We start from the raw sequence: 21646 nt of genomic DNA on the forward strand, positions 1-21646 counted from the left end.
TACGGCGGAGTCGTGACCGTTCCGGGTGGGAACGGCGACCGGACCATGTCCCGTGGGTGAACGGGGAGTTCGGCCGACGCCGCGCACATGTACTGAGGAGAGAGAGTTCTACAGGAGTGCGCGGGCCAGCGCCACCGCCCCCTCGACGGGCGCCACCGTGAGCGGTCGCGCCTTCGCGCCCGGTACGGCCTCTGCGAGGCCCGCCGTGAACGCGTCGTACAGCACCGGCTGCCCGAGGACCGTCCCGCCGGCCACCACCACGTCGTCCACCGGGACGCCGCGTGCGGCGAGCCGGGCGACGAGCGCCGCGAGGGCCTGGCCGGCCTCGGCGATGACGGCGTGGGCGAGGGGGGAGCCGGAGGCGGCGGCGGTGAAGACGACCGGCGCGTGCCGCCCCCAGTCGGCGGAGGCGCTGGCCGCACTCTCCAGCGCGGCGCCCAGCGCCGGGACCTCGGGCACGCCGAGCGCCTCGACGAGCCCTTGGGCGAGGGAGTCGGGGGCCTCACCCCGGTCGTGCGCGGCCCAGGCGGCGCGCGCCGCCTCACGGACCAGCCCGGCCGCGCCGCCCTCGTCGCCCAGCACGGCGCCCCAGCCGCCCACCTGGACCGCCGAGCCGTCCGCGAGCCGCCCGACCGCGACCGAACCGGTGCCGGCCACGAGACCGACCCCTTGGTCCAACCCGGCGGCGGGCACGAGGAGTTCGGCGTCCCCCACGATGCGCGCGGGGACGCCGAGAAGTTCTTGCAGAGCGGTACGGATGTCCGCGCACTGGCGCGGCGTCTCGCAGGCGTGCGCGCCGACCGCGACGGCGGACGGACGCGCGCCCGGCGGCAGCGCCTCGCTCAGGAGGTCGGCGAGCCAGCGGGCGGCGGCGTCGGTGTCGTGCGGGCGCCAGCCGCTGCTGGCACGGACATGGTCGGCGACCGTCTCGTCCCCCGCGAGCGCGCGGAGGTGCGTCTTGGTGCCGCCCACGTCGATGCCGACCAGAAGCGGGCACGAGGGGGGTGCGTCCTGCACGGGTTCTTCCTTCGTCGGAAAGCGCTGAGCTGCGACGGCGGGCGAACCGTGCGGATGTGAACGGATCTTGAACTTTCTCGGGAAGCCCCGGGACGGGCTTCGGTCGGCCACGGCAGGCGAGTACCGTGAGGATTTCGTTAGGAAGCTAACTAACGAAGTAGAGTGCGTCAAGAGGTTGTTGTGCACCCTGGGAGAGCCGCGTTCCGCAGGTGACGGGTGGGTGACCCGTTCTGCCTGCGTGTGGGAGGCGACACCGTTGTCATGCGGCGGATGTCGATCGCTGGCTGTCCAGACATTCAATCATTCGTAACTCCGGCGACACAATGCGCCGGGGTGCTCGCCGACCATTTCTGTTGGGGGAGCTGTGCAGCACCTGAGTGAGAGCGCGGGCGCGGTCTTCGCCGTCCTCGCGGAGGCGGGCGACGCCACCCGGCCCCGCCTGGCCCAGCTCGCGGGCCTGTCCAAGCCGACGGTGTCCAGCGCGGTGGCCGAGCTGGAGTCGGCGGGCCTCGCGTCCCGTACCGGCACGACGAGCGGGACGACCGGCCGCTCGGCCGCCGTCTACCGCATCGGCCCCGCCGCCGGAACGGTCCTCGCGGTGGACCTCGGCTCCACCCATACGGCGGTACGCGCCTGCACGCTGGACGGCACGGTCGTCGCCTCGCACACCGCCCGTGACCGGGAACTTCCGGCGGAGACGGTGCGGGGGGCGCTGTGGGGGCTCGCGCGGGAGGAGCTGGGGCCGGTGCGGGGGGTGGTGGTGGCGGTACCGGATGTGGTGCGGCCTGGCGGCGGCGCGGGGGAAGAGGGCGGGGCGGGTGCGGGCGGGCACGGTGCGGGCCTGCGGAACGACGACCGCACCGCCCCTGCCTCCGGATCCGCCACCGGCCCGGCCCCGGGCGCTCGCCACGCCTCGGACACCCACTCCTGGGGCGCCCGCCCCGCCACCCCCTCCATCGCCGCCGCCGTCGACGCCCTCGCCCTCCCCTCTCACCTCCCCGTCCACATCGAGAACAACGTCAACTGCGCCGCCCTCGCCGAACTCCACGAGGGCGCGGCCAAGGGGCGGCACACCTTCGGCTACCTCCAGGTCGGCTACGGCATCGGCCTCGGGATCGTGGTCGGCGGCCGGGTGCTGCGCGGCGCGGGCGGCGCGGCCGGGGAGATCGCCCGGTTGCCGTACCCGTGGCTGCCGGGCCGCGAATCCGTCCTGGAGGGCATGGAGGCGTACGTCGGCGCGGGCGCGCTGATGCGCAGAGTGCGCGAGGGGTGGACGGAGGGTCGCGTACCGGAGGGTGCCGCCGAACTCTTCGCGCTGGCCGGAAACGGGCACGAGGCGGCGGCGCGGTTCGTCGCCGGACACGCCCGGGAGGTGGGCAGGCTGGCGGCTGCGACGGTCGCCGTACTGGACCCGGGGCTGATCGTGCTGGGCGGCGGGATCGGGGCGAATCCGCAGCTCCTGCCGGGTGTGCGGGCCGAACTCGCGCGGCTGAGCTGGCCCACCGAGGTGGTCGGCAGTGAGGTCGGCGAGGACGCCACGGTCGCGGGCGCCGCCCGCCTCGCGGTGGCCCGGGGAATCCAAACCGTGACCGAGGGGTCGGACAAGAGGCATTGACGGACTCCGTCGGCTTCTGCCAATGTCCGGACAAGCGCTTTCTAGCCGGGCGGGACCCCGGCACAGAGCGGCGAATCCGGCCGTACGGACCGTACGGACCCACGAGGGCGTGTTCGTGGGCGGATGCCGTTCGTCGCGGTGGCGCGACCGGGCGAGGTCGCGGACCATGAGCGCACTCAAGCCACAGGACCCCGAGCCGCCTCACCGGCCGGAAGATTCCGTCACGCACATCCAGGGAGGGACCCGGTGGGTCACGAGATCTCGCGCAGAACCATCTTCCGCGCCGCGAGCGGCATCACCGTCGCGACGGCGCTCGGCACCACGCTGAGCGCCTGCGGCGGCGGCACGGGCGCCGGCAGCAGCAACAGCAAGCTGACGATGACCTGGTGGGGCAGCGACCAGCGCCACGCGGCGTACAAGAAAGCGCTTGCCACCTTCCAGAAGGACAACCCGAAGATCAAGATCCAGGAGACCTACCAGGGGTACGACGGATACTTCGACAAGTTCAACACCAACGTCGCCGGCGGCTCCGCCCCCGACCTGATGCAGATGGACACCGCGCTCGTCGCCCAGTACGCGCGCAAGGGCGTCCTCGCCCCCATCGACGAGTACGTCGGCAAGGACCTGGACCTCACCGGCTTCTCCAAGACGCTGCTGGCCGCCGGCACCGTCGACGGCAAGCTGTACGGCGTCCCCTCCGGCATCGGCGTCAACCAGCTCACCGTCAACCGCAGCGGCCTGGAGAAGCTCGGCCTGAAGCTCCCGGACCGCGAGTGGACCTGGAACGACCTCAAGGCGATCAGCCAGGAGGTCTACAAGAAGAGCGGCGGCAAGACGTACGGCGTCGACGACGGCGGCGGCGGGACCCTCCAGTGCTTCGAGATCTTCGCCCGCGAGAAGGGCCAGCAGTTCTTCTCCGACGACGGCAAGAAGATCGGCTTCACCCCGGACACCCTCCAGGAGTGGTGGGAGTTCTGGGCCGAGATGCGCAAGACCAACGCCTGCCCGCCCGCCGCTATCACGTCGGCCGCCCACAACGACCTCACGAAGAACGCGGTCGTCATCGGCAAGGCGCTGTTCACCTTCGACTCCGGCGTCTACGGCGCGGGCGGTTCGATCACCGACGCGCAGCTCGACTTCCTGCCCACCCCGCAGGGCAACTGGTCCGGCGCGCGGGAAGGCAACTACGTCAACGGTGGTGTGCTGCTGAGCGCCACCAAGACCAGCAAGCGGATCGCCGACTCCGTCAAGATCATCTCCTTCTTCGCGCAGAACGACACCGCGATCAAGGACATGCAGCTGCTGCGCGGCATCCCGCCGACCGAGAAGGCGCGCAACCTGATCGCCTCCGGCCTCACCGAGACCGACAAGCTGAACATGGCGAGCGCCGACTACATCTCCCAGCGCGTCGGCAAGGCCACCAACGTGCTGCCCAATCCGGTGCCGCCGCCGCAGGGCGCCGACCAGATCTGGGACCTGCTCTTCCAGTCGAACCTCGCTGTGGCCTTCGGCAAGGCCACCATCAAGTCGCAGTCGGGCAAGTTCTTCGACCAGGCGGCAGGCATTCTGTCCGCCTGAGCGGGCGCACGTACGGAGTAAAGAGGGCCAGGGAGATGAGTATGACCACCGCGAAGACCGACGAGGTCGTGAAGGAGTCGCCCGCCGCGACCCCTTCCGACCAGCGGGAGCGCGACCGGCAGCGGCGCCGCCTCGCGAGGAAGCGAGGCGGCGGCTGGTGGCCGTACCTCTTCCTGGCCCCATGGTTCGTGGGCCTGTTCGGGCTGACGATCTACCCGATGCTCGACTCGCTGTACCTGTCGTTCACCGACTTCGACCTGCTCACCCCGGAGAAGTGGGTCGGCACCGCCAACTACGAGCGGATGTTCACCGACGACCCGGTCTTCTGGGACTCGGTCCACGCGACCCTGCTGTACGTCGTCGTCTCCGTCCCCCTCAAGCTCGGCCTCGCCCTCGCCGTCGCCATGCTCCTCAACCGGGACATCAAGGGCATCGGCCTCTACCGGGCCGCGTTCTACCTGCCCTCGCTGCTCGGCGGCGCGGTCGCCATCGCCATCGTGTGGCGCCAGGTCTTCGGCGGCGACGGCCTCTTCAACGACTTCCTCAGCTGGTTCGGCATCAAGGGCCAGGACTGGATCTCCAGCCCCGACACCGCGCTCTACACGCTGATCCTGCTCGCCGTCTGGCAGTTCGGCACCCCGATGGTCATCTTCCTGGCCGGCCTCAAGCAGCTCCCCAAGGACGTCTACGAGGCCGCCGCGATCGACGGCGCCAGCCCCGTCACCCGGTTCTTCAAGATCACCCTGCCGCTGCTCACGCCGATCGTCTTCTTCAACGTCGTCCTCCAGATCATCGACGCGTTCAAGACCTTCACCCCCGCGTTCGTCATCAGCAACGGCTCCGGCGGGCCGCTCAACTCGACGATGCTCTACTCCCTGTACCTCTACAAGAAGGGCTTCACCGACCTTCAGATGGGGTACGCCTCGGCGCTGGCCTGGGTGCTCTTCCTGGTCATCGCGGGCTTCACGGCGGTCAACTTCATCGCCAGCCGCTACTGGGTCCACTACGACGACTGACGACGACTGACGATTGAGGAAAGCCACCATGTCCGCCATCACTCCGTCGCCGTTGCAGAAGCTCCGCTCCGCCACCGGCGCCCGCCGCATCTTCATCCACACCGTCCTCATCGGTGTCGCGATCGTCATGCTCTACCCGCTGCTGTGGATGCTCAGCAGCTCCTTCAAGCCCGACACGGAGATCTTCACCCACCCCGGGCTGATCCCCAACAAGCTCAACCCCGAGAACTACAGCAAGGGCTGGGACGGCTCCGGCAACTCCTTCTCGCTGTACATCACCAACTCGCTGATCGTCACGGTCGGCGCGGTCATCGGCAACGTCGTCTCCTGCTCGCTGGCCGCCTACGCCTTCGCGCGCTTCGAGTTCCGCTGGAAGAAGCTCTGGTTCGGCCTGATGCTCGGCACGCTGATGCTGCCGACGCAGGCGGTGCTGATCCCGCAGTACACGATCTTCTACAACCTGACCTGGATCAACACCTACCTGCCGCTCATCGTGCCCAAGTTCCTCGCGGTGGACGCCTTCTTCATCTTCCTGATGGTCCAGTTCATCCGCTCCATCCCGCGCGAGCTGGACCAGGCGGCCATGATGGACGGCGCCAACCCCTGGCAGATCTACTGGAAGATCATCCTGCCGCTGATGAAGCCGGCCCTGGTCACCACCACGATCTTCACGTTCATCTGGACCTACGACGACTTCCTGCACCAGCTCGTCTACCTCCAGCAGAACGACAAGTTCACCGTCCCCCTCGGCCTCACCCTCTTCATGGACCAGACCAGCGGCTCCTCCTACGGCGCCATGTTCGCGATGTCGACGATCGCCCTCGCGCCCACCCTGATCTGCTTCCTCATCTTCCAGAAGAGGCTGGTCGAAGGCATGGCCACCTCCGGCATGAAGGGCTGACACCGCGTGCACCTCCTCCACCAGCGCGGCCCCCTGCACGACCTGCCCGACACCCCCGAGGCGTACGACGCCGTCCTCGCCGACGTCGTCGAACAGGCCCTCGCCCGCATCACCCCCGAGGGCAACCTCGAACACCCCGACTGCACCGACGACATCGGCGACACCTCCCTCGGGATGACGTCGTTGCTGGCCCTGGCCTGGCAGCGCTCCGGCGACGAGCGGCTCCCCGAGGCCGTCCGCCGCAGCCTCGCCTTCCACCTCGACCAGCGCGTCTACACCGAGGACAACCCCGGCTACCCGAACCTGACGGTCCGCGACTCAGGGTTCCCGTACGCCCGTTACGTCCTCGCCCCCGGCGCGCACCCCATCGGGGACTGGCCGAGCACGGTGTGGGCGCTGCTCCAGGCCGTCAACATCCTCGAACTGTCGGACGGCCTGGTCCCCGAGGGCCAGCGCGCCCGCCTCCTCGACGTGGCCCGGGGCTACTGGCGCTGGCTCACCGAGGCGACCTTCTTCAACCCGCAGGAAGCCGGCAACCAGGCCATCGGCTGCGTCGTGGGCGGCCTGATGCTGGCCGGGCAACTCCCGTCGGGACAAGGCGAGTCGGTCCGCGCGACGGCCCTGGAGCTGTACCGGTCGAAGATCCGCGCCCACCGCGTGTACGACCGGGGCGCCCTGCTGCCCCCCGAGCACGGCGGCGCCTACGACAACAACTACGGCCCGATCTCCCTCTCGTTCCTCGCCCAGGCCCACCGGGTCTCCGGCGAGGAGATGTTCGCCGAGGACGGCACGGCGCTGGCCCGCTACATCGACGCCCGCCTCACGGGCGGCGGCTTCGACAACGGGGGCCCGCGCTACAGCGAGCAGCACTCCGGCTTCGAATCCGTGCTGGGGCTGCGGTACTTCGGCTCGCGCATCGGCGCCGACATCGGACGCTACCGGGGCGACACCCGGTGGGGGCGCCACGCGGTCAAGGCGGACGGCGGGGTCGACGGGCACTTCGCGTGGATGCTGGTCTGGCAGATCCAGGACGACAGCGTCTGGCACCGCGAGCCGTCGGCCGGGCCCGCGCGGCATCAACTCCGCGCCGGGACCGTGTCGGTGGCGTTCGACTCGAAGATGACGCCCTCGCTGGTCGAGGCGGCCGGCACCTACTACCTCCCGGCCGCGACCAACCGCCAGCACGGCTTCGGGCCCGTCCTGGACGGGTTCCTGTTCACGCGCCCGATGGGCGAGGTCCGGGTCCGCGACCTCCAAGCGGACGGCCTCACCGCGAAGTTGGTGACCAAGCCGGTCGTCGGCCGCGACCATGTCCTGCGCAGCGTGCGGTCCCTGTACGTCACCGACGGCACGTCCCTGTGGACGACCGTCGCCGTCGAACGCTTCGACGGGGAGCCCTACCTGCTGGCCGGTCTGCCGTACGCCGCCGACGACGCGGGACGTGTGCTGCGCACGCCCTCGGCGGCCGGGGTCGCCTCGGCGGGGGAACTGCGCCTCACCCACCCGGCGGCCGAGGGCCCCGACCACTTCGACGCGCGGTCCGAACTCACCCAGGAACAGGCGGCGTTCGTCCTCGCCGCCGACCCGCGCGGGTACGGCAACCCCGACGAGGGCTGGCGCCACCTGGTCAGCTCGACGGCGCTGGAGGCGGGTCCCGTCGCGGACGCGCCCGACGACCTGCACGTCTTCGCCATCCGGTACGGGGACCCGGCGCCGTTCACGGTGAGCGTCACGTGGGCCGACGAGGGGCTCGTGATCCGCACGGACGCGTTCACGGCGGTCCTCGGGGGTCTCGACGCGGCGGCCGAACCGGAGTTGACGCTCAGCCGCTGAGGCGTGGCAGCGCGTGGACAGGGAGCCTGGCGTCCTGGAGATACGCGGGGGAGAGGGACAACCCGAACCTCCGCTCCAGGAACACCAGGCTCCTGTGCCGCTCGCCGTCCGCCGGAAGATAGGTCCCGCCGTCGGCCGTGAGGATCCCGGCGGCGGCCAACTCCGGTACCAGCAGGTCGGGTTGGTCACCCCAGCGCCACAGCTCCTCCGTGAGGCCGTGTCCGCAGAGGTGGACGCCGTCGAAGGCGTGGTCGAAGAGCGCGGGCGGGTGTTCCTGCGCGGGGCAGTACCTGACCAACTCGACGCCGTCGCGGGAGAGTTCGGCGAGGAGGTCGCCGGCCGGGGAGTCGCCGTACTCGACGGCCAGGGTCCAGCTCCCGTACGTCCCCACGCGGATCGCGGCATCCCCGTATCCGTCCTCGCGGTAAGGCTCGGCGAGGAGGTCGTCGACCTCAAGCTCCGTGGCCGGCTCGGGGAGGGGTTCGCCTCCCATGCGGGCCGCCAACTCCTCGGGGGAGACCCCCTTCGCGAAGAGGAGGGCGGTGAGCCGGCCGTCGTAGTCCTGGAGCCAGGTGATGCCGTCGGTCATGAGGGGGACGGTAGCGGAGTCCTCCTGCGGGCCAGCATCAGTGCCGGTACCGCCGCGAGCAGGAACAGGACCCCCGTCATCCCGGCGTACAGCTGCACCCCCGTCGCCGTGCTCACCGGGGCGCCGTCGGCGGAGACCCCCGCGATCTCCGTGGCCTTGAGGATCTCGCCGCCGGCGAAGGTGAAGACGACCGAGCCGAGGGCCAGGACGACCGACACCAACCCGGCGGCCGTGCCCTGCCGTTCGGGTGCTTCGAGGCTGGTGGCGAGGTTGTAGCCGGAGGCGCCGATCGCGCCGGCGGCGACGCCGGCGAGGGTGCCGCAGGCGATGGCCAGGGGGAGCACGGAAACGCCGGCCAGCATGGCGAAGGTGGCCGCCGCGCCGAGGGCGATGCCGCCGAGGAGGGGGAGGGCCGGGCCGTACCGTCCCGCCAGCAGGCCGGCGAGGGTGCCGCCGGCCACGATGCCGAGGTTGGGTACGGACAGCAGGACCGCGACCGCCTCTCCCTCGCCGAGGCCGTAGCCGAGTCCCAGGTCGGCGGGGACCTGGGCGACGATGCTCGTCAGTTGCAGCATGCTCCGGAAGGAGCCCGCCGCGAGGACCAGCGCGAGCAGCGTCAGCAGGATCGGACGGCTGAGCCCCCGCAGGTCGACGACGGGTTCCTCGGTCCGCAGCGCGAGCAGCACCCAGCCGGTCAGCGCGGCGGCCCCGCCCGCCAGCAGCGCGAGCATGCCCCCGGACAGCCGGCCCTGGTCGCCCCCGAGGCTGACGTACGCCAGCACCGCGCAGATCCCGCCGCCCAGCAGGAGCGCCCCCTTCAGGTCGACCCGGCCGGTGCCCCGGACCGGCGACTCGGGGATGAGGGTCCGTACGCACAGGGCGGCGACCGCCGCGAGCACCGCCGCCACGAAGAACACGCTGCGGTAGCCGAACACGTCGATGGCCGGCTGCATCACGTACGGCTCGACGATCCCGACGACCGACGACCCGGACGTCACGAGCCCGATCAGGGCCATCGCCACCCGGGGCGTGCAGATCTGCCGGGCGAGGGCCACCGTGAGGAACACCGCCGCGAACGCGGCCCCTTGCAGGAAGCGCCCCGCCAGGAAGATCCAGAGGTTCGGCGCGACGAGGCAGACCAGCGCGCCCCCGCAGGCGAGGAGCAGCGTCCCGACGAGCATCTTGCGCTTGCCCAGGACGTCCGACCCCTTCGCGAGCAGCGGCGACCACAGGGCCCCGGCGAGCAGCGCGCTCACGTTCAGCCACGCGGCCTGGTCGGTGTCGAAGCGGTCGAGGAGCTGCGGCAGCACCATCATGGGCGAGCTGACGGCCAGGTCCGCGAGGACGTTGGCGAGGGTGAGGACGAGCGCCCACAGGACGAGGCGCCCGCTCCAGCGGTGCTCGCGCAGGGCGGGGGCGGATTCTTCGAGGGTGCCGGTCACCGGGCGTTCCCCTCGGGGGCCCGGGACGAACCGGCGGCCCGCAGTGCCTCGTTCCGCGCGGCGATGGCCTCCCACGTCGGGGGCAGCATCCGCTCCCGCCCGCCGTGCACCCGCTCCTGCGCGGCGGCGACGTACGGCCGCTGCCGCGCCTCGTACCGCGCGAGCCCGGCGTGCAGGTCCCCGGCCCGGAGTTCCTCGGCGAGGAACCGCGCCCCGGTGAGCGCGAGCGACGTGCCCCGCCCGGAGAGGAACGCCGGGCAGTACCCCGCGTCCCCGACCAGCACGACGCGCCCCCGGTGCCAGGACGGCATCCGGATCTGGCTCGCCGAGGTGAAGTAGAAGCCGGGGTCGGCGAGCGCCGCGTCGAGCAACTCCGGTATCCGCCACGACCGCTCACCCGCGAAGGCGTCGACGAGCAGTTTCTTCTGCGCGTCCGGGTCACGGTGGTCGTGGTCGAGCGGCGCCGACCGGAACTGGAACACGGCGACGGCCCCGCCCCCGTACCGGAAGACCCCCGCCATCCGGCCCGGCACGTTGTATATCGAGTTGGGCCCGTCCGCGTGCGCCTCTTCCGGCAGCGCGGCGAGCGCGAAGTACACGCCCAGATGCCGCAGATGCTCCTCCTCGGGCCCGAACACCAGCTCCCGTACGCCGGAGTGCTGGCCGTCGGCGCCGACCACCAGGTCGTAGCGCCCGGTACGGCCCGAGGCGAACCGTACGCCGCCGTCCTCGGTCAGCGTCTCGACCGAGTCGCCGAAGCGGACGGTCGCCGTGCCGGGCAGGGCGTCGGCGAGGACGCGGACGAGGTCGCCGCGCAGGAGTTCGACGTCGTGGGCGGAGTCGTTGATCTCGGTGAGGGGGAGCGGGGCGATCGGCCGGCCCTCGCTGTCGACGAAGTATGTGCGCTCGGACATGTCGATCCGGTGGCGCAGGACCGCCGGGAGCAGGCCCGCCCGGTCCACGGCGTCGAGCGCGTCGCCGCGGATGTCGATGGGGGTGCCGGTGAGGCGCAGGCGGTCGGCGTACTCGACGACGGAGACGTCGTGGCCCCGCCCGCCTAATTCGAGTGCGCAGGCCAGACCGGCGATTCCGGCTCCGGAGACGAGGATCTTCACGTGGGTGCTCCAGGTGGCTCAGATGTTAAAGCGACAATCTGTCGCTTTAATTGAGCGTACGTCCCGGCGGCTTGCACCGCAACGGAGTGCCTGGCGAGAATCGCCGTCCGAGCAGAGAACGTGAGGTGAGCGCGGTGACGGCCGACGGGACCACTGACCGGCCGGCCGCGCGGCGCCCCGGGGGCCGTACCGCGCGCGTGCGGGAGCGGATCCTCGCGGCGACCGTCGAACTCGTGGCCCGCGACGGCATCGCCGGGTTCCGCTACGAGGAGGTCGCCGAGACGGCCGGCGTGCACAAGGCGAGCGTCTACCGGAACTGGCCCGACCGTGAGGAACTGGTCGTCGAGGCGCTGCTCGCGTACGTCGAGGACCTGGCCACGGTCGCCGACACCGGCGACATCCACCGGGACCTGGCCGACTTCCTGGTCGCCCTCGCCGGGGTCCTGGACACCCCCTTCGGACAGTCCCTGGAGAAGGCCCTCCAGCCCGCCCGGCAGACCGTCGCCGTCCAGGCGCTGGCCAAGGTCCTCGACCAGCGCGTGGCCGCGATGCGGCGCCGGGTCGACGCCGCCGTGGAACGCGGCGAACTCCCGCCGGTCGACAGCGGATTCCTCGGCGAGATGATCTCCGGCCCCGTCCACCTGATCGTCAACCGCGGCGTGCGCTCGTTCACCCGCGCGGACGCGGAACGCATCGTCGGCGTGGTCCTCGCGGGGCTGCGGGCCCTGGCGTAGAACGCCTGCGCGGCGGGCCGGGGCGGGCCTCGGGAATCCGTGCATTCGGTAGGGAACGGATGTACGGGAGTGAATCGTTGGAAGAGGTGCACCCAGGCAAGTTCAGCCTCCTCACAGGAAGACGGATCACTCTCGTATCCGTGAGAGAGGGGGAGAGGAAAGGAGCGTCCGCCGTGTGTCCGACCCAGGTCTCCACCGCCGTCGACGACGAGGCGCGCATCCGTGTGCTGATCGCCCGCTGGGCGCAGTCCGTGCACCGGGGCGACATCGACGGGGTGCTCGCCGGGCACGCCGAGGGGCTGTCGATGTTCAACGTCGCCCCGCCGTACGAGGGGATTCGCTCGCGCGCCGCGTACCGCGTCATCTGGCCGCCCCTGTTCGCCTGGCAGGCGCTCGGCGCCCGGTTCGACATCGAGACGCTGGAGGTGACGGCCGGTACGGACGTCGCGTACGCGCACGCGCTGGTGCGCTGCGGGACGGAACGGGAGCTGGCCGAGCGCCCGGAGCTGCGGCTGAGGCTGACGTTCGGGCTGGTCAAGGAGCGGGGGGAGTGGGTGATCGCCCACGAGCACCATTCGTTCCCGCACGACTGAGCAGTCCGCCGCCCGGGGGAACCCGAGACGCCGGATCGCCTCGCGGAGGGTTACGTTGGCGGTACCCCCAGTGACAGTCGTCGGCCGTGGAGAGAAGGCAGCGCACATGACTTCCGAGCCGTGTGCCGCGGTCACCGCCCCCGTCCGGCGCCGGGTCCCCTGGCCCCTGCTGGGCTCGTTCGCGGTCCTGCTCGGCGTGGCCTGGCTGGCCCGCCGGCACTGGTCGGTGGTCTCCGACGGCGCCGGACGCCTCGTCGTCGCGGACCAGGGCTGGCTGCTGTGCGGCGCGTTCGCGACCGTGGGGACGTGGGGGTGCGCGGCCCTCGCCCAGCAGGGCGCCGTACCGCCGAGCCTGCCGCGCGGGAAGCTGGTCGCCGCGCAGTTCGCGGCGTCCGCCGCCAACCACCTCCTGCCCGCCGGGCTCGGCGCGAGCGCGGTCAACCTGCGGTTCCTGATGCGCTGCGGGCTGTCCGCGACGCGCTCCGCGACAGCGCTCGGCGTGAAGGCGACGGCTTCCGTGATCGCCCGCGTCACGCTGATCGCGATGCTCGCGCCGCTGGCTCCCGGCGTCCTGCGGGTCCCCGAGGCGCCGGCCGGTGCCGTCGTGGCCGTCGTCGCCGCTGTGCTGCTGCTTCCGGGGCTGCTGCTGTGGGCGCGGTGCAGGCGGGCGCTGTCCGCCGTCGTGGCCGACATCCGGGCCGTCCACGCGCGGCCGTGCCGGGCGGCGGCGCTGTGGGGCGGTTCCTTCGCGTTCGCCGTGCTGCACGCGTGCGTGCTGGTCGCCGTGACCCGGGCGATCGGGCTGTCGCTCTCGCCGGTCCATGTCGCGCTGCTGTACCTGGCCGCGAGCAGTGCCGCCGCGCTGCTGCCGACGCCGGGCGGGATCGGGTCGCTGGACGCGGTGCTGGCGTTGTCGCTGGCCGCGACCGGGGCGCCTGCCGTGGCGGCGACCTCGGCGGTGCTGGGGTACCGGTTGCTGACGGTGTGGCTGCCGCTGGTGCCGGGACTGCTCGTGCTGGTGGCGTTGATCAAGCGGCGGGCGCTGTAGACCCTTGGCCGAGCCATGGTGAAGATCTGCCGCGGGCTTTACTGCACATGATGTGCAACTAGGAGAGCATGGCGGGTGCTGACTGTCTGCGAGGAAAGGCACCACCCCCATGACGATGACCCGGCAGGAATGGACCCGCGTCGCCGGAATGGCCGCGTTCATCCTCGCCCTGCACGTCGTGGGCTGGTTCACGCTCGTCGCGATCGTCGCCCCGCACCACTACAGCATCGGCGAGAAGACCTTCGGCATCGGCATCGGCGTCACCGCCTACACCCTCGGTATGCGGCACGCCTTCGACGCCGACCACATCGCCGCGATCGACAACACGACCCGCAAGCTGATGAGCGAGGGCCGGCGCCCGCTCTCCGTCGGCTTCTGGTTCTCCCTCGGCCACTCCAGCGTCGTCTTCGCCCTCGCGCTGCTGCTCTCCTTCGGCGTCAAGACCCTCGCCGGGCCGCTGCGCGACGACGACTCCAGCCTCCACGACATCACCGGCCTGATCGGTACGGCCGTCTCCGGCACGTTCCTCTACGTCATCGCCATCCTCAACCTCGTCATCCTCGCCGGGATCTGGAAGGTGTTCCGGCGGATGCGCACGGGCGAGTTCGACGAAGCGGAACTGGAGGAGCACCTGAACAACCGGGGCTTCATGAACCGCCTCCTGGGCCGGGTCATGAACTCCATCACCGAGCCCTGGCAGATGTACCCGCTGGGCCTCCTCTTCGGCCTCGGCTTCGACACGGCCACCGAGGTCGCCCTCCTGGTCCTCGCCGGCTCCGGCGCGGCCTCGGGCCTGCCCTGGTACGCGATCCTCTGCCTCCCCGTCCTCTTCGCCGCCGGCATGTCCCTCCTCGACACCATCGACGGCTCCTTCATGAACTTCGCCTACGGCTGGGCGTTCTCGCAGCCCGTCCGCAAGGTCTACTACAACCTCACGGTCACCGGCCTCTCCGTGGCCGTCGCCCTCCTCATCGGCACAGCCGAACTCCTGGGCCTCGCCGCCGAGAAGCTCGACCTGCACGGGGCGTTCTGGGACTGGGTGTCCGCGCTCGACCTCAACACCCTCGGGTTCGTGGTGACGGGGATGTTCGTCGCGGCGTGGGGAATCGCCCTGATCGTGTGGAAGGTCGCCCGCATCGAGGAGAAGTGGACGCCCGGCCCTCAGCCGGAGCCCCACACCGAGCCGGCCGACACCCTCTCCAGCACCCGCCCCTGAACCCCGTCCCGCCGTCATCTTCTCGCCAGCTCCTTGCGGTAGCGGATGATCTGCTGGGCCGGGTCTCCCGTGCAGGTCCAGGGAGCCGGTGTCGCGCGGCGGCCCATGAGGTCGAGGAGGATGCCGGCGATTTCCGGCTCGCCCGCTCGGCAGGCCGCGTGGGCGAGGTGGTTGAGGTCGCGCAGTTCGGCGGGGGAGACCGGGAGGTGTCCGGGGCGGGGGGACAGCCAGCGGTCCCAGGTGCGGCGTACGTCGCTGATCGCGCCGTCGTTCGTCCAGTGCTGGGCGATGCCGACGGCCGTCGGGCGGTCGCGGGTGAGCTCCAGGGTGTGCCGGTACTCCTCGACGCGGGCGTACTGGACCAGCACCGGCAGCGGACAGCCCGGCGGGGAGACCCCGGCGGCGTCGCGGGCGAAGTCGTACATCAGGCCGTGCGTGCCGTGCCAGCGGGCCGAGTAGTAGTGCAGCACCTGGAGGTGGCCCTCCATGCTGTACGGGTCCCGGCGGTGCAACTCGTCCCACCAGCGGGCGAGTTCCTGCCGCCGCACCCCCGCCGGGTACAGCCGCGCGACCGAGATCAGCGACACCCACGGCGTCGGGTCCACCGGGTACGCCTCGCTCGCCGCCAGGCACGCCGACACCGCCGCGTCCACCCGCCGGGGGTCGATCGGCGCACCCCGGCCCGCCTCGATCGCCAGGTTGAACGCCCGCGTCGTCTCCGTCGCCGCCCGCAGCACCAGCGCGTCCGGGTCACGCGGCTCGGCCGCCAGCCACGACTCCACGGTGGACCCGCCCGCACACACCTGCGCCAGCCGCCGCACCCGGTGCCCCCGCGCCGCCCAGTCCGGCCCCGTCGCCCGCAACAACTCCCGCAGCCCGTGCCATCTCCCGATCACCAGATCCGGCCGGGTCACGGCCAGCGCCTCGTCCCCGCAGTCGGGATCAAAGTCGAGCGAGAAACGATCACGCACCATGGGGCCTGCCTCGGTCGGGGCTCGGGGGGTGTCGGGGGAGGTGGAGTGGCTGGAGGGCGGCTGGAGGACGGAGCGGGGTGACTGCAAGGGGGCGGATGGTGGTTCGGCGGGCGGCGTGGGGCTGGGGCGGGGGGGATCAGGGGGCCAGGGTGGGGAAGTCGGTGTATCGCCGGGGCCGAGTGCCCGGGGGCCGGGCCGGTCGGGACCGTCGGGGCGGGAGGCTGCTGTTCCGGGGGCCGCGCGGGGCGTGGCGTGCGTCCCGCTGACCGCCCCGCGCGCCTCCGGGAATCGGCGCGACAGCCTCGTACCCGTCGTCGTCCCCGGCCTGCGGGGCCTGCGAGTCCTGCGGGTCAGAAGTCCGTGGGTACGCCCTCGTACGCGCCTCTGCCCGCCGGGACCGCGTGGGACGTGATCGTGTGGGAGGCGTCCAGGCGGGTGGGGCGGTAGTAGTCGCTGCCCTTGGCGCGGTACCAGAGGAGCGGGACGAGGCCGAGGGCCAGGCCGCCGAGGCCGATGGTGATCGCGGGGGTGCTCAGGGAGCCCAGGGACTCGACGAAGATCCAGAACATGAAGAGGGCGCCGCACAGCGGCCAGACGCCGCCCAGGAGGAAGGCTGCGGGGGACTTGAGGAGCAGCCTGCGGTACGCGACGACCGCCGCGAGCCCCGTGAGGCCGTAGTACAGGGCGATCTGGAGGCCCATCGCGGAGATCGCGTCCGCGAGGATCTCACCGACGGAGCCGAGCGCGTTGGACGCGACGAGCAGCGTGAGCGCGACCGCGCCGACGACGGCGACCGCCACCCAGGGCGTGTTCCAGCGCCGGTGGACGAGGCCGAACGCGGCCGGCATCGTACGGTCGCGCCCCATCGCGAACAGGGAGCGGGTCACCTGGATGAGCGTGGTCTCCAGCGTCGCGATCGTGGACAGCATCACCGCCACGACCAGCAGCTTTCCGCCCCACCCGGGCCACACGGCCTCCCCGAGCGCGCCCAGCACGTTCGCCGCGTCCCGGTCGATCTCGTCCCGCGTCAGCACGACATTGACGGCGACCGTGTAGATCTCGAACAGCAGGAACACGATTCCGAGGCCGATCAGCCCGGCGAGCCCGGTGGTCCGGCGGCTGTCGCGCGTCTCCTCGCCGAGGTTGCTGCTGACGTCCCAGCCCCAGTAGTAGAACGCGGCGACCAGCGCCCCCGCCGCGAACCCGCCGACCCCGTCGAACTGCCCGGGTCCGAACCAGGCCCAGTCGAAGGCCCGCGCGCTGTCCGTATGCAGGAACGCCAGCACGGCGAAGACCGCGAGGATCGCCAACTCGATGCCGGACATGAGGAGTTGGACCCGCGCGGTGAGCCGCGCCCCGCCGAGCACGATGCCCAGCATCAGGACGAACCAGCCCGCGCCGACGACCGTGGACCAGCCCGTGGAGTCCGCGAGCCCCTCGTCGAACAGGGAGAGCGTCAGCGACCCGGCGGGCAGCGACCCGGCGACCATGAAGATGGTCGTCGACACCACCAGCGCCCACCCGCTGAGGAACCCGAGGAACGGATGGAGCGTGCGCCCCACCCACGAGTACGCCGCCCCCGCGTTCGCGTCGATGCGGCCCAGATGCCGGTAGGCGAGCGCGATGCCCAGCATCGGCAGCGCGCAGTAGAGCAGGGCCGCCGGGCCGGCCAGACCGACCGCGCCGACCAGGACGGCGGTCGTCGCCGCGATCGAGTACGCGGGAGCGCTGCCCGCGAGCGCCATCACCGTCGTCTCGAAGGTGCCGAGGACGTTCGCCTGAAGCCCTCGACCACTGCTGTTGCTCATGGTGCGCTGCTTTCCGTCGTGCACACCGCGCGGCGGGAACTGCCCGGCGGCGCGTGGGGGGTGGGGGGTTGCACCGCCGCGCGTCCAGGGATGGGCCTGGGGCGGCGGCGGGAAAAAGGCCGTACGGAACCTGCGTGCGGGACCTGTCGCACCACCGCTCCGTCGGCGGCCGGTCACACCGAGTATGCGAGTGATGATAGTCCCAACGGTTTACCTTTCAAGATTGACCGTCGGGTAACCTCTACGACCGGTTTTCTCGAACTCCCTTGCGCCGTACGAGCGTTCAGTCGCCGATCCGGTCCAGCTGGCGCAGCCGGTTCGTCGCGTCCAGCGCCGCGACCTTGTAGGACTCCGCCAGCGTCGGGTAGTTGAAGACCGCGTCCACCAAGTAGTCGACGGTGCCCCCGCAGCCCATCACCGACTGGCCGATGTGGATGAGTTCCGTCGCCCCGCTCCCGAAGCAGTGCACCCCGAGCAGCTTGCGGTCCACCGGCGACACCAGCAGCTTCAGCATCCCGTGCGCGTCCCCGATGATCTGACCCCGCGCCAGCTCCCGGTACCGGGCCACCCCGACCTCGAACGGCACGCGCTCCTCGGTGAGTTGATCCTCCGTACGGCCGACGAAGCTGATCTCCGGGATCGTGTAGATGCCGATCGGCTGGAGGTCGTGCATCCGGCCCACCGGCTCCCCGAACGCGTGGTACGCCGCCGCCCGGCCCTGTTCCATCGCCGTCGCCGCGAGCGCCGGGTAGCCGATCACGTCGCCGACCGCGTAGATGTGCGGGACCTCGGTGCGGTAGTGCTCGTCCACGGTGATCCGGCCGCGCGCGTCCGCCGTCAACCCGGCGTTCTCCAGGGCGAGTTCATCGGTCAGGCCCTGTCTGCCCGCCGAGTACATCACCGCGTCCGCCGGGATCTTCTTGCCGCTCTCCAGCACCGTCAGCGCGCTGTGCTGGTGCTGCTCCACCGCCGCGACCGTCTCCCCGAACCGGAACGTCACGGCGAGGTCGCGCAGGTGGTACTTGAGCGCCTCGACGATCTCCACGTCGCACATGTCCAGCATGGCCGGGCGGCGTTCGACGACGGTCACCTTGCTGCCGAGCGCCGCGAACATGCTCGCGTACTCCATGCCGATCACACCCGCGCCGACGATCACCATCGACCTCGGGACGCGTTCGATCGTCAGCACGTTGTCCGAGTCGAGGATCGTCCGGCCGTCGAACTCCACGCTCGGCGGGCGCGCGGGGCGGGTGCCGGTCGCGATGACGACGTGCTCCGCCGTCAGCACCCGCTCGTGGCCGGTGACTTCGCGCAGGGCGACGGTGTGCGGGTCCAGGAAGCGGCCGGTCCCCGCGAACAACGGGACCTGGTTGCGGGCCAGTTGGCTGCGGATGACCTCGATCTCGCGGTTCACGACATGCTGCGTACGGGCCGTGAGGTCGGCGACCGTGATGTTCTCCTTCAGGCGGTAGCTCTGGCCGTACAGGTCCCGCTGGGTGAGGCCGGTCAGGTACAGCACCGCCTCCCGCAGGGTCTTCGACGGGATGGTGCCGGTGTGCAGCGAGACACCGCCGACCATGTCGCCGCGGTCGACGACACCCACTCTGCGGCCGAGTTTGGCCGCGGCGATGGCGGCTTTCTGGCCGCCGGGACCGGATCCGAGCACGAGCATGTCGAAATCGGGCACGGTCGGAGTGTGGCAGGGGGTGAGGCTTTCCGGAAGGGGACGTCGGTGCGGGCAGGCCGGGTGCCGGGTGCCGGGTGCCGGGTGTCTAGGGGAGCAGCTTCTCGATCGCGGCGTCTCCCTCCGTGGCCAGTTTGCGTTCGGCCCAGGCGAGGTTCTCGGGGGTGAGGTCGCGGCCGGCGGCGAGGACGACGTCCTCGGCGGTCACCTCGGTCCCCGTACGGGTGTGGAGCAGGGCGTCGGGGGTGGCACGGTCCTCGGAGGGGCTCGTCATGGGATGGACTCCTCTGGTGCGGTCGACCGGCGAGGTCGACAAATCCACTATCACCACACATCGCGCGGCTCGCATGTGCGCGTGCCCGCGGAGATCGCCGGAAAACTCGTGGACGCCCCCGAGACGGCTGTCGTATCGTCTGACCGCACGCCCGAGACGCACGGAAGGAGGCGAGTGCCATGCAGTCCACCACGACCCCGCGCTCCCTCCCCGCCGCCGTCGCGTGCCACGTCTGACCTGCCCGGGAGCGCACCGCACGTCCGCTACCCGGAGGAATCCGTGACCGACCTGGTCATCCGCGCGCTCGACGAGAGCGACGCCCACCTGTTCGACACCCTGCCCGACCCGCTGCGCTCCGCCGACGCCCTGGGCCACGTCACCTACCGCCCCGACTGGAAGCGCGTCGCCCTGCGCGACGGCCGTGTCGTGGCCCGCGCCGCCTGGTGGGGCGGCCCCGGCGACACCGAACCCCTGGCCGTGCACTGGTTCGACTTCGCCGACGGCGAGGCGGAAGCCGGCGCGGAACTCCTGCGTACGGCCCCCTGGCAGGTCGGCGTCGAGCTGAACCCGCCCGGCGGCTGGCGCGACGACCCCGCGACGAAGGCCGCGGGAGAGGCCCGCATCGACGCGGCACGGCGAGCGGGGCAGCGCGTCCTCGTCGAGCGCTACATCTACCGCTGGACCCCCGAACGCGGCCTCCCCGACCGCCCCGGCCGCCTCTCCTTCGGCCCCGAACCCGACGACGCCGTCTTCTTCGACGCCCTGCGCCGCATCCACTCCGTCACCCTCGACGCGCACGCGCGCAAGGCCATCAAGGAGGGCGGCCTCGACCGGGCCGCGCAGGAGGAGATCGACTTCTTCCGCTGGTGCCCGTCGCCCCGCGAGTGGTGGCAGGTCGCCCGTACGCCCGAGGGAGAGCTGGCCGGCATCCACATCCCGGCCCACAACTCCAGCGGGCCCTGCATCGGGTTCATCGGCGTCGTCCCCGAGCAGCGCGGGCACGGGTACGCGTACGACCTGCTCGCCGAGTGCACCCACTACCTCGCCGAACGGGGTGCGCGGTTCATCGCCGCGGCCACCGACCAGGGGAACTTCCCGATGGCCGCGCACTTCATGAAGGCCGGGTATCCCGTGGTGCGGGAGCGGGTGAACTTCGCCTGCGAGGGCGTTGTCGGTGGGGGGTGACAAGCTGGGGTGAGACGGACTGAGAGGACCGGAGGGGACATGGGGTTCGACGGGGAGATCTGGCGGCTGCGGTGCGGGGGCGAGGAGGTCGGTACGGTCACGATCGACGACGCCGACTTCCCCTGGCTCTCGGGCCGCTTCGCGCCGGGGCCGGGGTACGCGGCGGTCGAACCCCTCTTCACCCGTGAGCTGGCGCTGCTGGGCGAGGGGTGGGCCGAGGAGTGGGAGTCCGCGTACGACGAGATCGCGAGCCGCGTCTCGCTGTCCTCCCCGGACGGTCCGGTGCCGGAGTTCCTGCTGCACATCGAGGGGGAGCGGGCGTGGTTCCGGTGGAGCGACGAACCCTTCGAGGAGGAGTGACGGGCATCACATCCAGGGCTGTCACACTCGCGCTCTCCCCGCTGTCTAAGGGGTGTACCCAACGGAACGGCACAGGGAGAACACGATGGAAGCCCGCCTCAACCTCTTCGGCAGCCAGCTCTTCGGCAAGGTCCTCCGGCACGTCAACTCGGCCGGCAAGGTCGTCTCGGACTCCACGCTCCCCGCGGCCACCCAGGAGCTGGTCAAGATCCGGGCCAGCCAGATCAACGGCTGCGGCTTCTGCACCGACATGCACACCAAGGACGCCACCGCCGCCGGCGAGGACGCGACCCGCCTCAACCTGATCGCCGCCTGGCGCGAGGCCACGGTCTTCACCGACGCCGAACGCGCCGCCCTCGCCCTGGCCGAGGAGGGCACCCGCATCGCCGACGCGGCCGGCGGTGTCTCGGACGAGACCTGGCAGAACGCGACGAAGCACTACGACGAGGAGCAACTGGCGGCGTTGGTGTCCCTGATCGCCCTCATCAACGCGTACAACCGGGCCAACGTGATCATCCGCCAGCCCGCAGGCGACTACCAGCCGGGCATGTTCGGCTGACAGAAGCCGGGGCCTTCCCCCGAAGCGTGGACACCGTTTGCTATGCGGCAGTGGTCAGCGTAGCTGATCGCTGTTCGAAGGCGATGGGGCTGATGTAGCCCAGCC

At 71.4% G+C, this 21646-nt stretch carries 20 protein-coding genes; 12 read left to right on the plus strand and 8 right to left on the minus strand.

The genetic code is table 11. The features are described 5' to 3' along the window. Positions 1–108 precede the first annotated feature (108 nt). Entirely contained in the window at positions 109–1017 is a 909-nt protein-coding gene (locus PV682_RS14515; protein ID WP_319729532.1) for an N-acetylglucosamine kinase, read from the minus strand. A gap of 364 nt (positions 1018–1381) precedes the next feature. On the opposite strand from PV682_RS14515, the gene PV682_RS14520 reads away from it, so the two are divergent. The 5 genes from PV682_RS14520 to PV682_RS14540 all read left to right on the plus strand — a co-directional run bounded on the left by PV682_RS14520 (position 1382) and on the right by PV682_RS14540 (position 7960). Beyond that, the gene (locus PV682_RS14520; RefSeq protein ID WP_319729533.1) at positions 1382–2632 is read left to right on the plus strand and encodes an ROK family transcriptional regulator; all 1251 of its coding nucleotides are present in this window, start codon (positions 1382–1384) and stop codon (positions 2630–2632) included. Positions 2633–2878: 246 nt separating this feature from the next. Then, the gene (locus tag PV682_RS14525) at positions 2879–4210 is read left to right on the plus strand and encodes an ABC transporter substrate-binding protein (RefSeq protein WP_319729537.1); all 1332 of its coding nucleotides are present in this window, start codon (positions 2879–2881) and stop codon (positions 4208–4210) included. 41 nt (positions 4211–4251) lie between these two features. Then, on the plus strand, positions 4252–5226 hold the full coding sequence (locus tag PV682_RS14530) for a carbohydrate ABC transporter permease (RefSeq protein ID WP_319729540.1): 975 nt from the start codon (positions 4252–4254) through the stop codon (positions 5224–5226). Between the two features lie 28 nt (positions 5227–5254). Next, positions 5255–6127: a carbohydrate ABC transporter permease gene (locus tag PV682_RS14535; RefSeq protein WP_109363219.1), complete on the plus strand. Its 873-nt coding sequence runs from the start codon at positions 5255–5257 to the stop codon at positions 6125–6127. A 6-nt stretch (positions 6128–6133) separates the two neighbouring features. Beyond that, positions 6134–7960 (plus strand): hypothetical protein, encoded by a 1827-nt coding sequence (locus tag PV682_RS14540; protein WP_319729542.1) that lies wholly within the window; start codon positions 6134–6136, stop codon positions 7958–7960. On the opposite strand, the gene PV682_RS14545 is transcribed toward PV682_RS14540, so the two are convergent. The 3 genes from PV682_RS14545 to PV682_RS14555 are packed head-to-tail and all read right to left on the minus strand — an operon-like array spanning position 7950 to position 11106. Further along, complete coding sequence (locus tag PV682_RS14545; RefSeq protein WP_319729546.1) at positions 7950–8549, minus strand: DUF6461 domain-containing protein; 600 nt, start codon at positions 8547–8549, stop codon at positions 7950–7952. The two genes, PV682_RS14540 and PV682_RS14545, sit on opposite strands and share 11 nt — an antisense overlap. Further along, the gene (locus tag PV682_RS14550; RefSeq protein ID WP_319729548.1) at positions 8546–9991 is read right to left on the minus strand and encodes an MFS transporter; all 1446 of its coding nucleotides are present in this window, start codon (positions 9989–9991) and stop codon (positions 8546–8548) included. Before PV682_RS14550 ends, PV682_RS14545 begins: the two co-directional genes overlap by 4 nt. Next, complete coding sequence (locus PV682_RS14555; protein ID WP_319729550.1) at positions 9988–11106, minus strand: FAD-dependent monooxygenase; 1119 nt, start codon at positions 11104–11106, stop codon at positions 9988–9990. Before PV682_RS14555 ends, PV682_RS14550 begins: the two co-directional genes overlap by 4 nt. A 134-nt stretch (positions 11107–11240) precedes the next feature. Here PV682_RS14555 and PV682_RS14560 point away from each other — a divergent pair, with 134 nt between their 5' ends. The 4 genes from PV682_RS14560 (at position 11241) to nicT (ending at position 14697) form a co-directional block, all read left to right on the plus strand. Continuing rightward, positions 11241–11840 (plus strand): TetR/AcrR family transcriptional regulator, encoded by a 600-nt coding sequence (locus PV682_RS14560; protein ID WP_319729552.1) that lies wholly within the window; start codon positions 11241–11243, stop codon positions 11838–11840. Between the two features lie 173 nt (positions 11841–12013). After that, entirely contained in the window at positions 12014–12433 is a 420-nt protein-coding gene (locus PV682_RS14565) for a YybH family protein (RefSeq protein WP_319729555.1), read from the plus strand. A gap of 106 nt (positions 12434–12539) precedes the next feature. Further along, positions 12540–13481, plus strand: a complete 942-nt coding sequence (locus PV682_RS14570; protein WP_319729556.1) for a lysylphosphatidylglycerol synthase domain-containing protein — start codon at positions 12540–12542, stop codon at positions 13479–13481. Positions 13482–13590: 109 nt separating this feature from the next. Further along, a complete protein-coding gene (gene nicT, locus PV682_RS14575) occupies positions 13591–14697 on the plus strand; it encodes a Nickel transporter NicT (protein ID WP_319729559.1) in 1107 nt (368 codons plus the stop codon). Positions 14698–14711: 14 nt separating this feature from the next. Here nicT and PV682_RS14580 read toward each other — a convergent pair whose 3' ends face one another. The 4 genes from PV682_RS14580 to PV682_RS14595 all read right to left on the minus strand — a co-directional run bounded on the left by PV682_RS14580 (position 14712) and on the right by PV682_RS14595 (position 19437). After that, a complete protein-coding gene (locus tag PV682_RS14580; protein ID WP_319729598.1) occupies positions 14712–15671 on the minus strand; it encodes a KH domain-containing protein in 960 nt (319 codons plus the stop codon). A 350-nt stretch (positions 15672–16021) separates the two neighbouring features. Next, positions 16022–17479, minus strand: a complete 1458-nt coding sequence (locus tag PV682_RS14585; protein WP_319729561.1) for an APC family permease — start codon at positions 17477–17479, stop codon at positions 16022–16024. Between the two features lie 283 nt (positions 17480–17762). After that, the gene (sthA, locus tag PV682_RS14590) at positions 17763–19166 is read right to left on the minus strand and encodes a Si-specific NAD(P)(+) transhydrogenase (RefSeq protein WP_319729563.1); all 1404 of its coding nucleotides are present in this window, start codon (positions 19164–19166) and stop codon (positions 17763–17765) included. Positions 19167–19251: 85 nt separating this feature from the next. Beyond that, complete coding sequence (locus tag PV682_RS14595) at positions 19252–19437, minus strand: hypothetical protein (protein WP_319729566.1); 186 nt, start codon at positions 19435–19437, stop codon at positions 19252–19254. A 279-nt stretch (positions 19438–19716) separates the two neighbouring features. Between PV682_RS14595 and PV682_RS14600 the strand changes: the two genes are divergently transcribed. From PV682_RS14600 to PV682_RS14610, 3 genes are all read left to right on the plus strand, one after another. Next, positions 19717–20622 carry a GNAT family N-acetyltransferase gene (locus tag PV682_RS14600; protein ID WP_319729568.1) on the plus strand — a complete coding sequence of 302 codons (906 nt, stop codon included), beginning with the start codon at positions 19717–19719 and terminating at the stop codon, positions 20620–20622. Positions 20623–20661: 39 nt separating this feature from the next. Next, a complete protein-coding gene (locus tag PV682_RS14605) occupies positions 20662–20982 on the plus strand; it encodes a hypothetical protein (protein ID WP_319729570.1) in 321 nt (106 codons plus the stop codon). 85 nt (positions 20983–21067) lie between these two features. Continuing rightward, positions 21068–21541, plus strand: a complete 474-nt coding sequence (locus PV682_RS14610; RefSeq protein WP_319729572.1) for a carboxymuconolactone decarboxylase family protein — start codon at positions 21068–21070, stop codon at positions 21539–21541. Positions 21542–21646 lie beyond the last annotated feature (105 nt).

This window comes from Streptomyces niveiscabiei, assembly GCF_033794345.1.
Taxonomy (GTDB): Bacteria; Actinomycetota; Actinomycetes; order Streptomycetales; family Streptomycetaceae; genus Streptomyces; species Streptomyces niveiscabiei.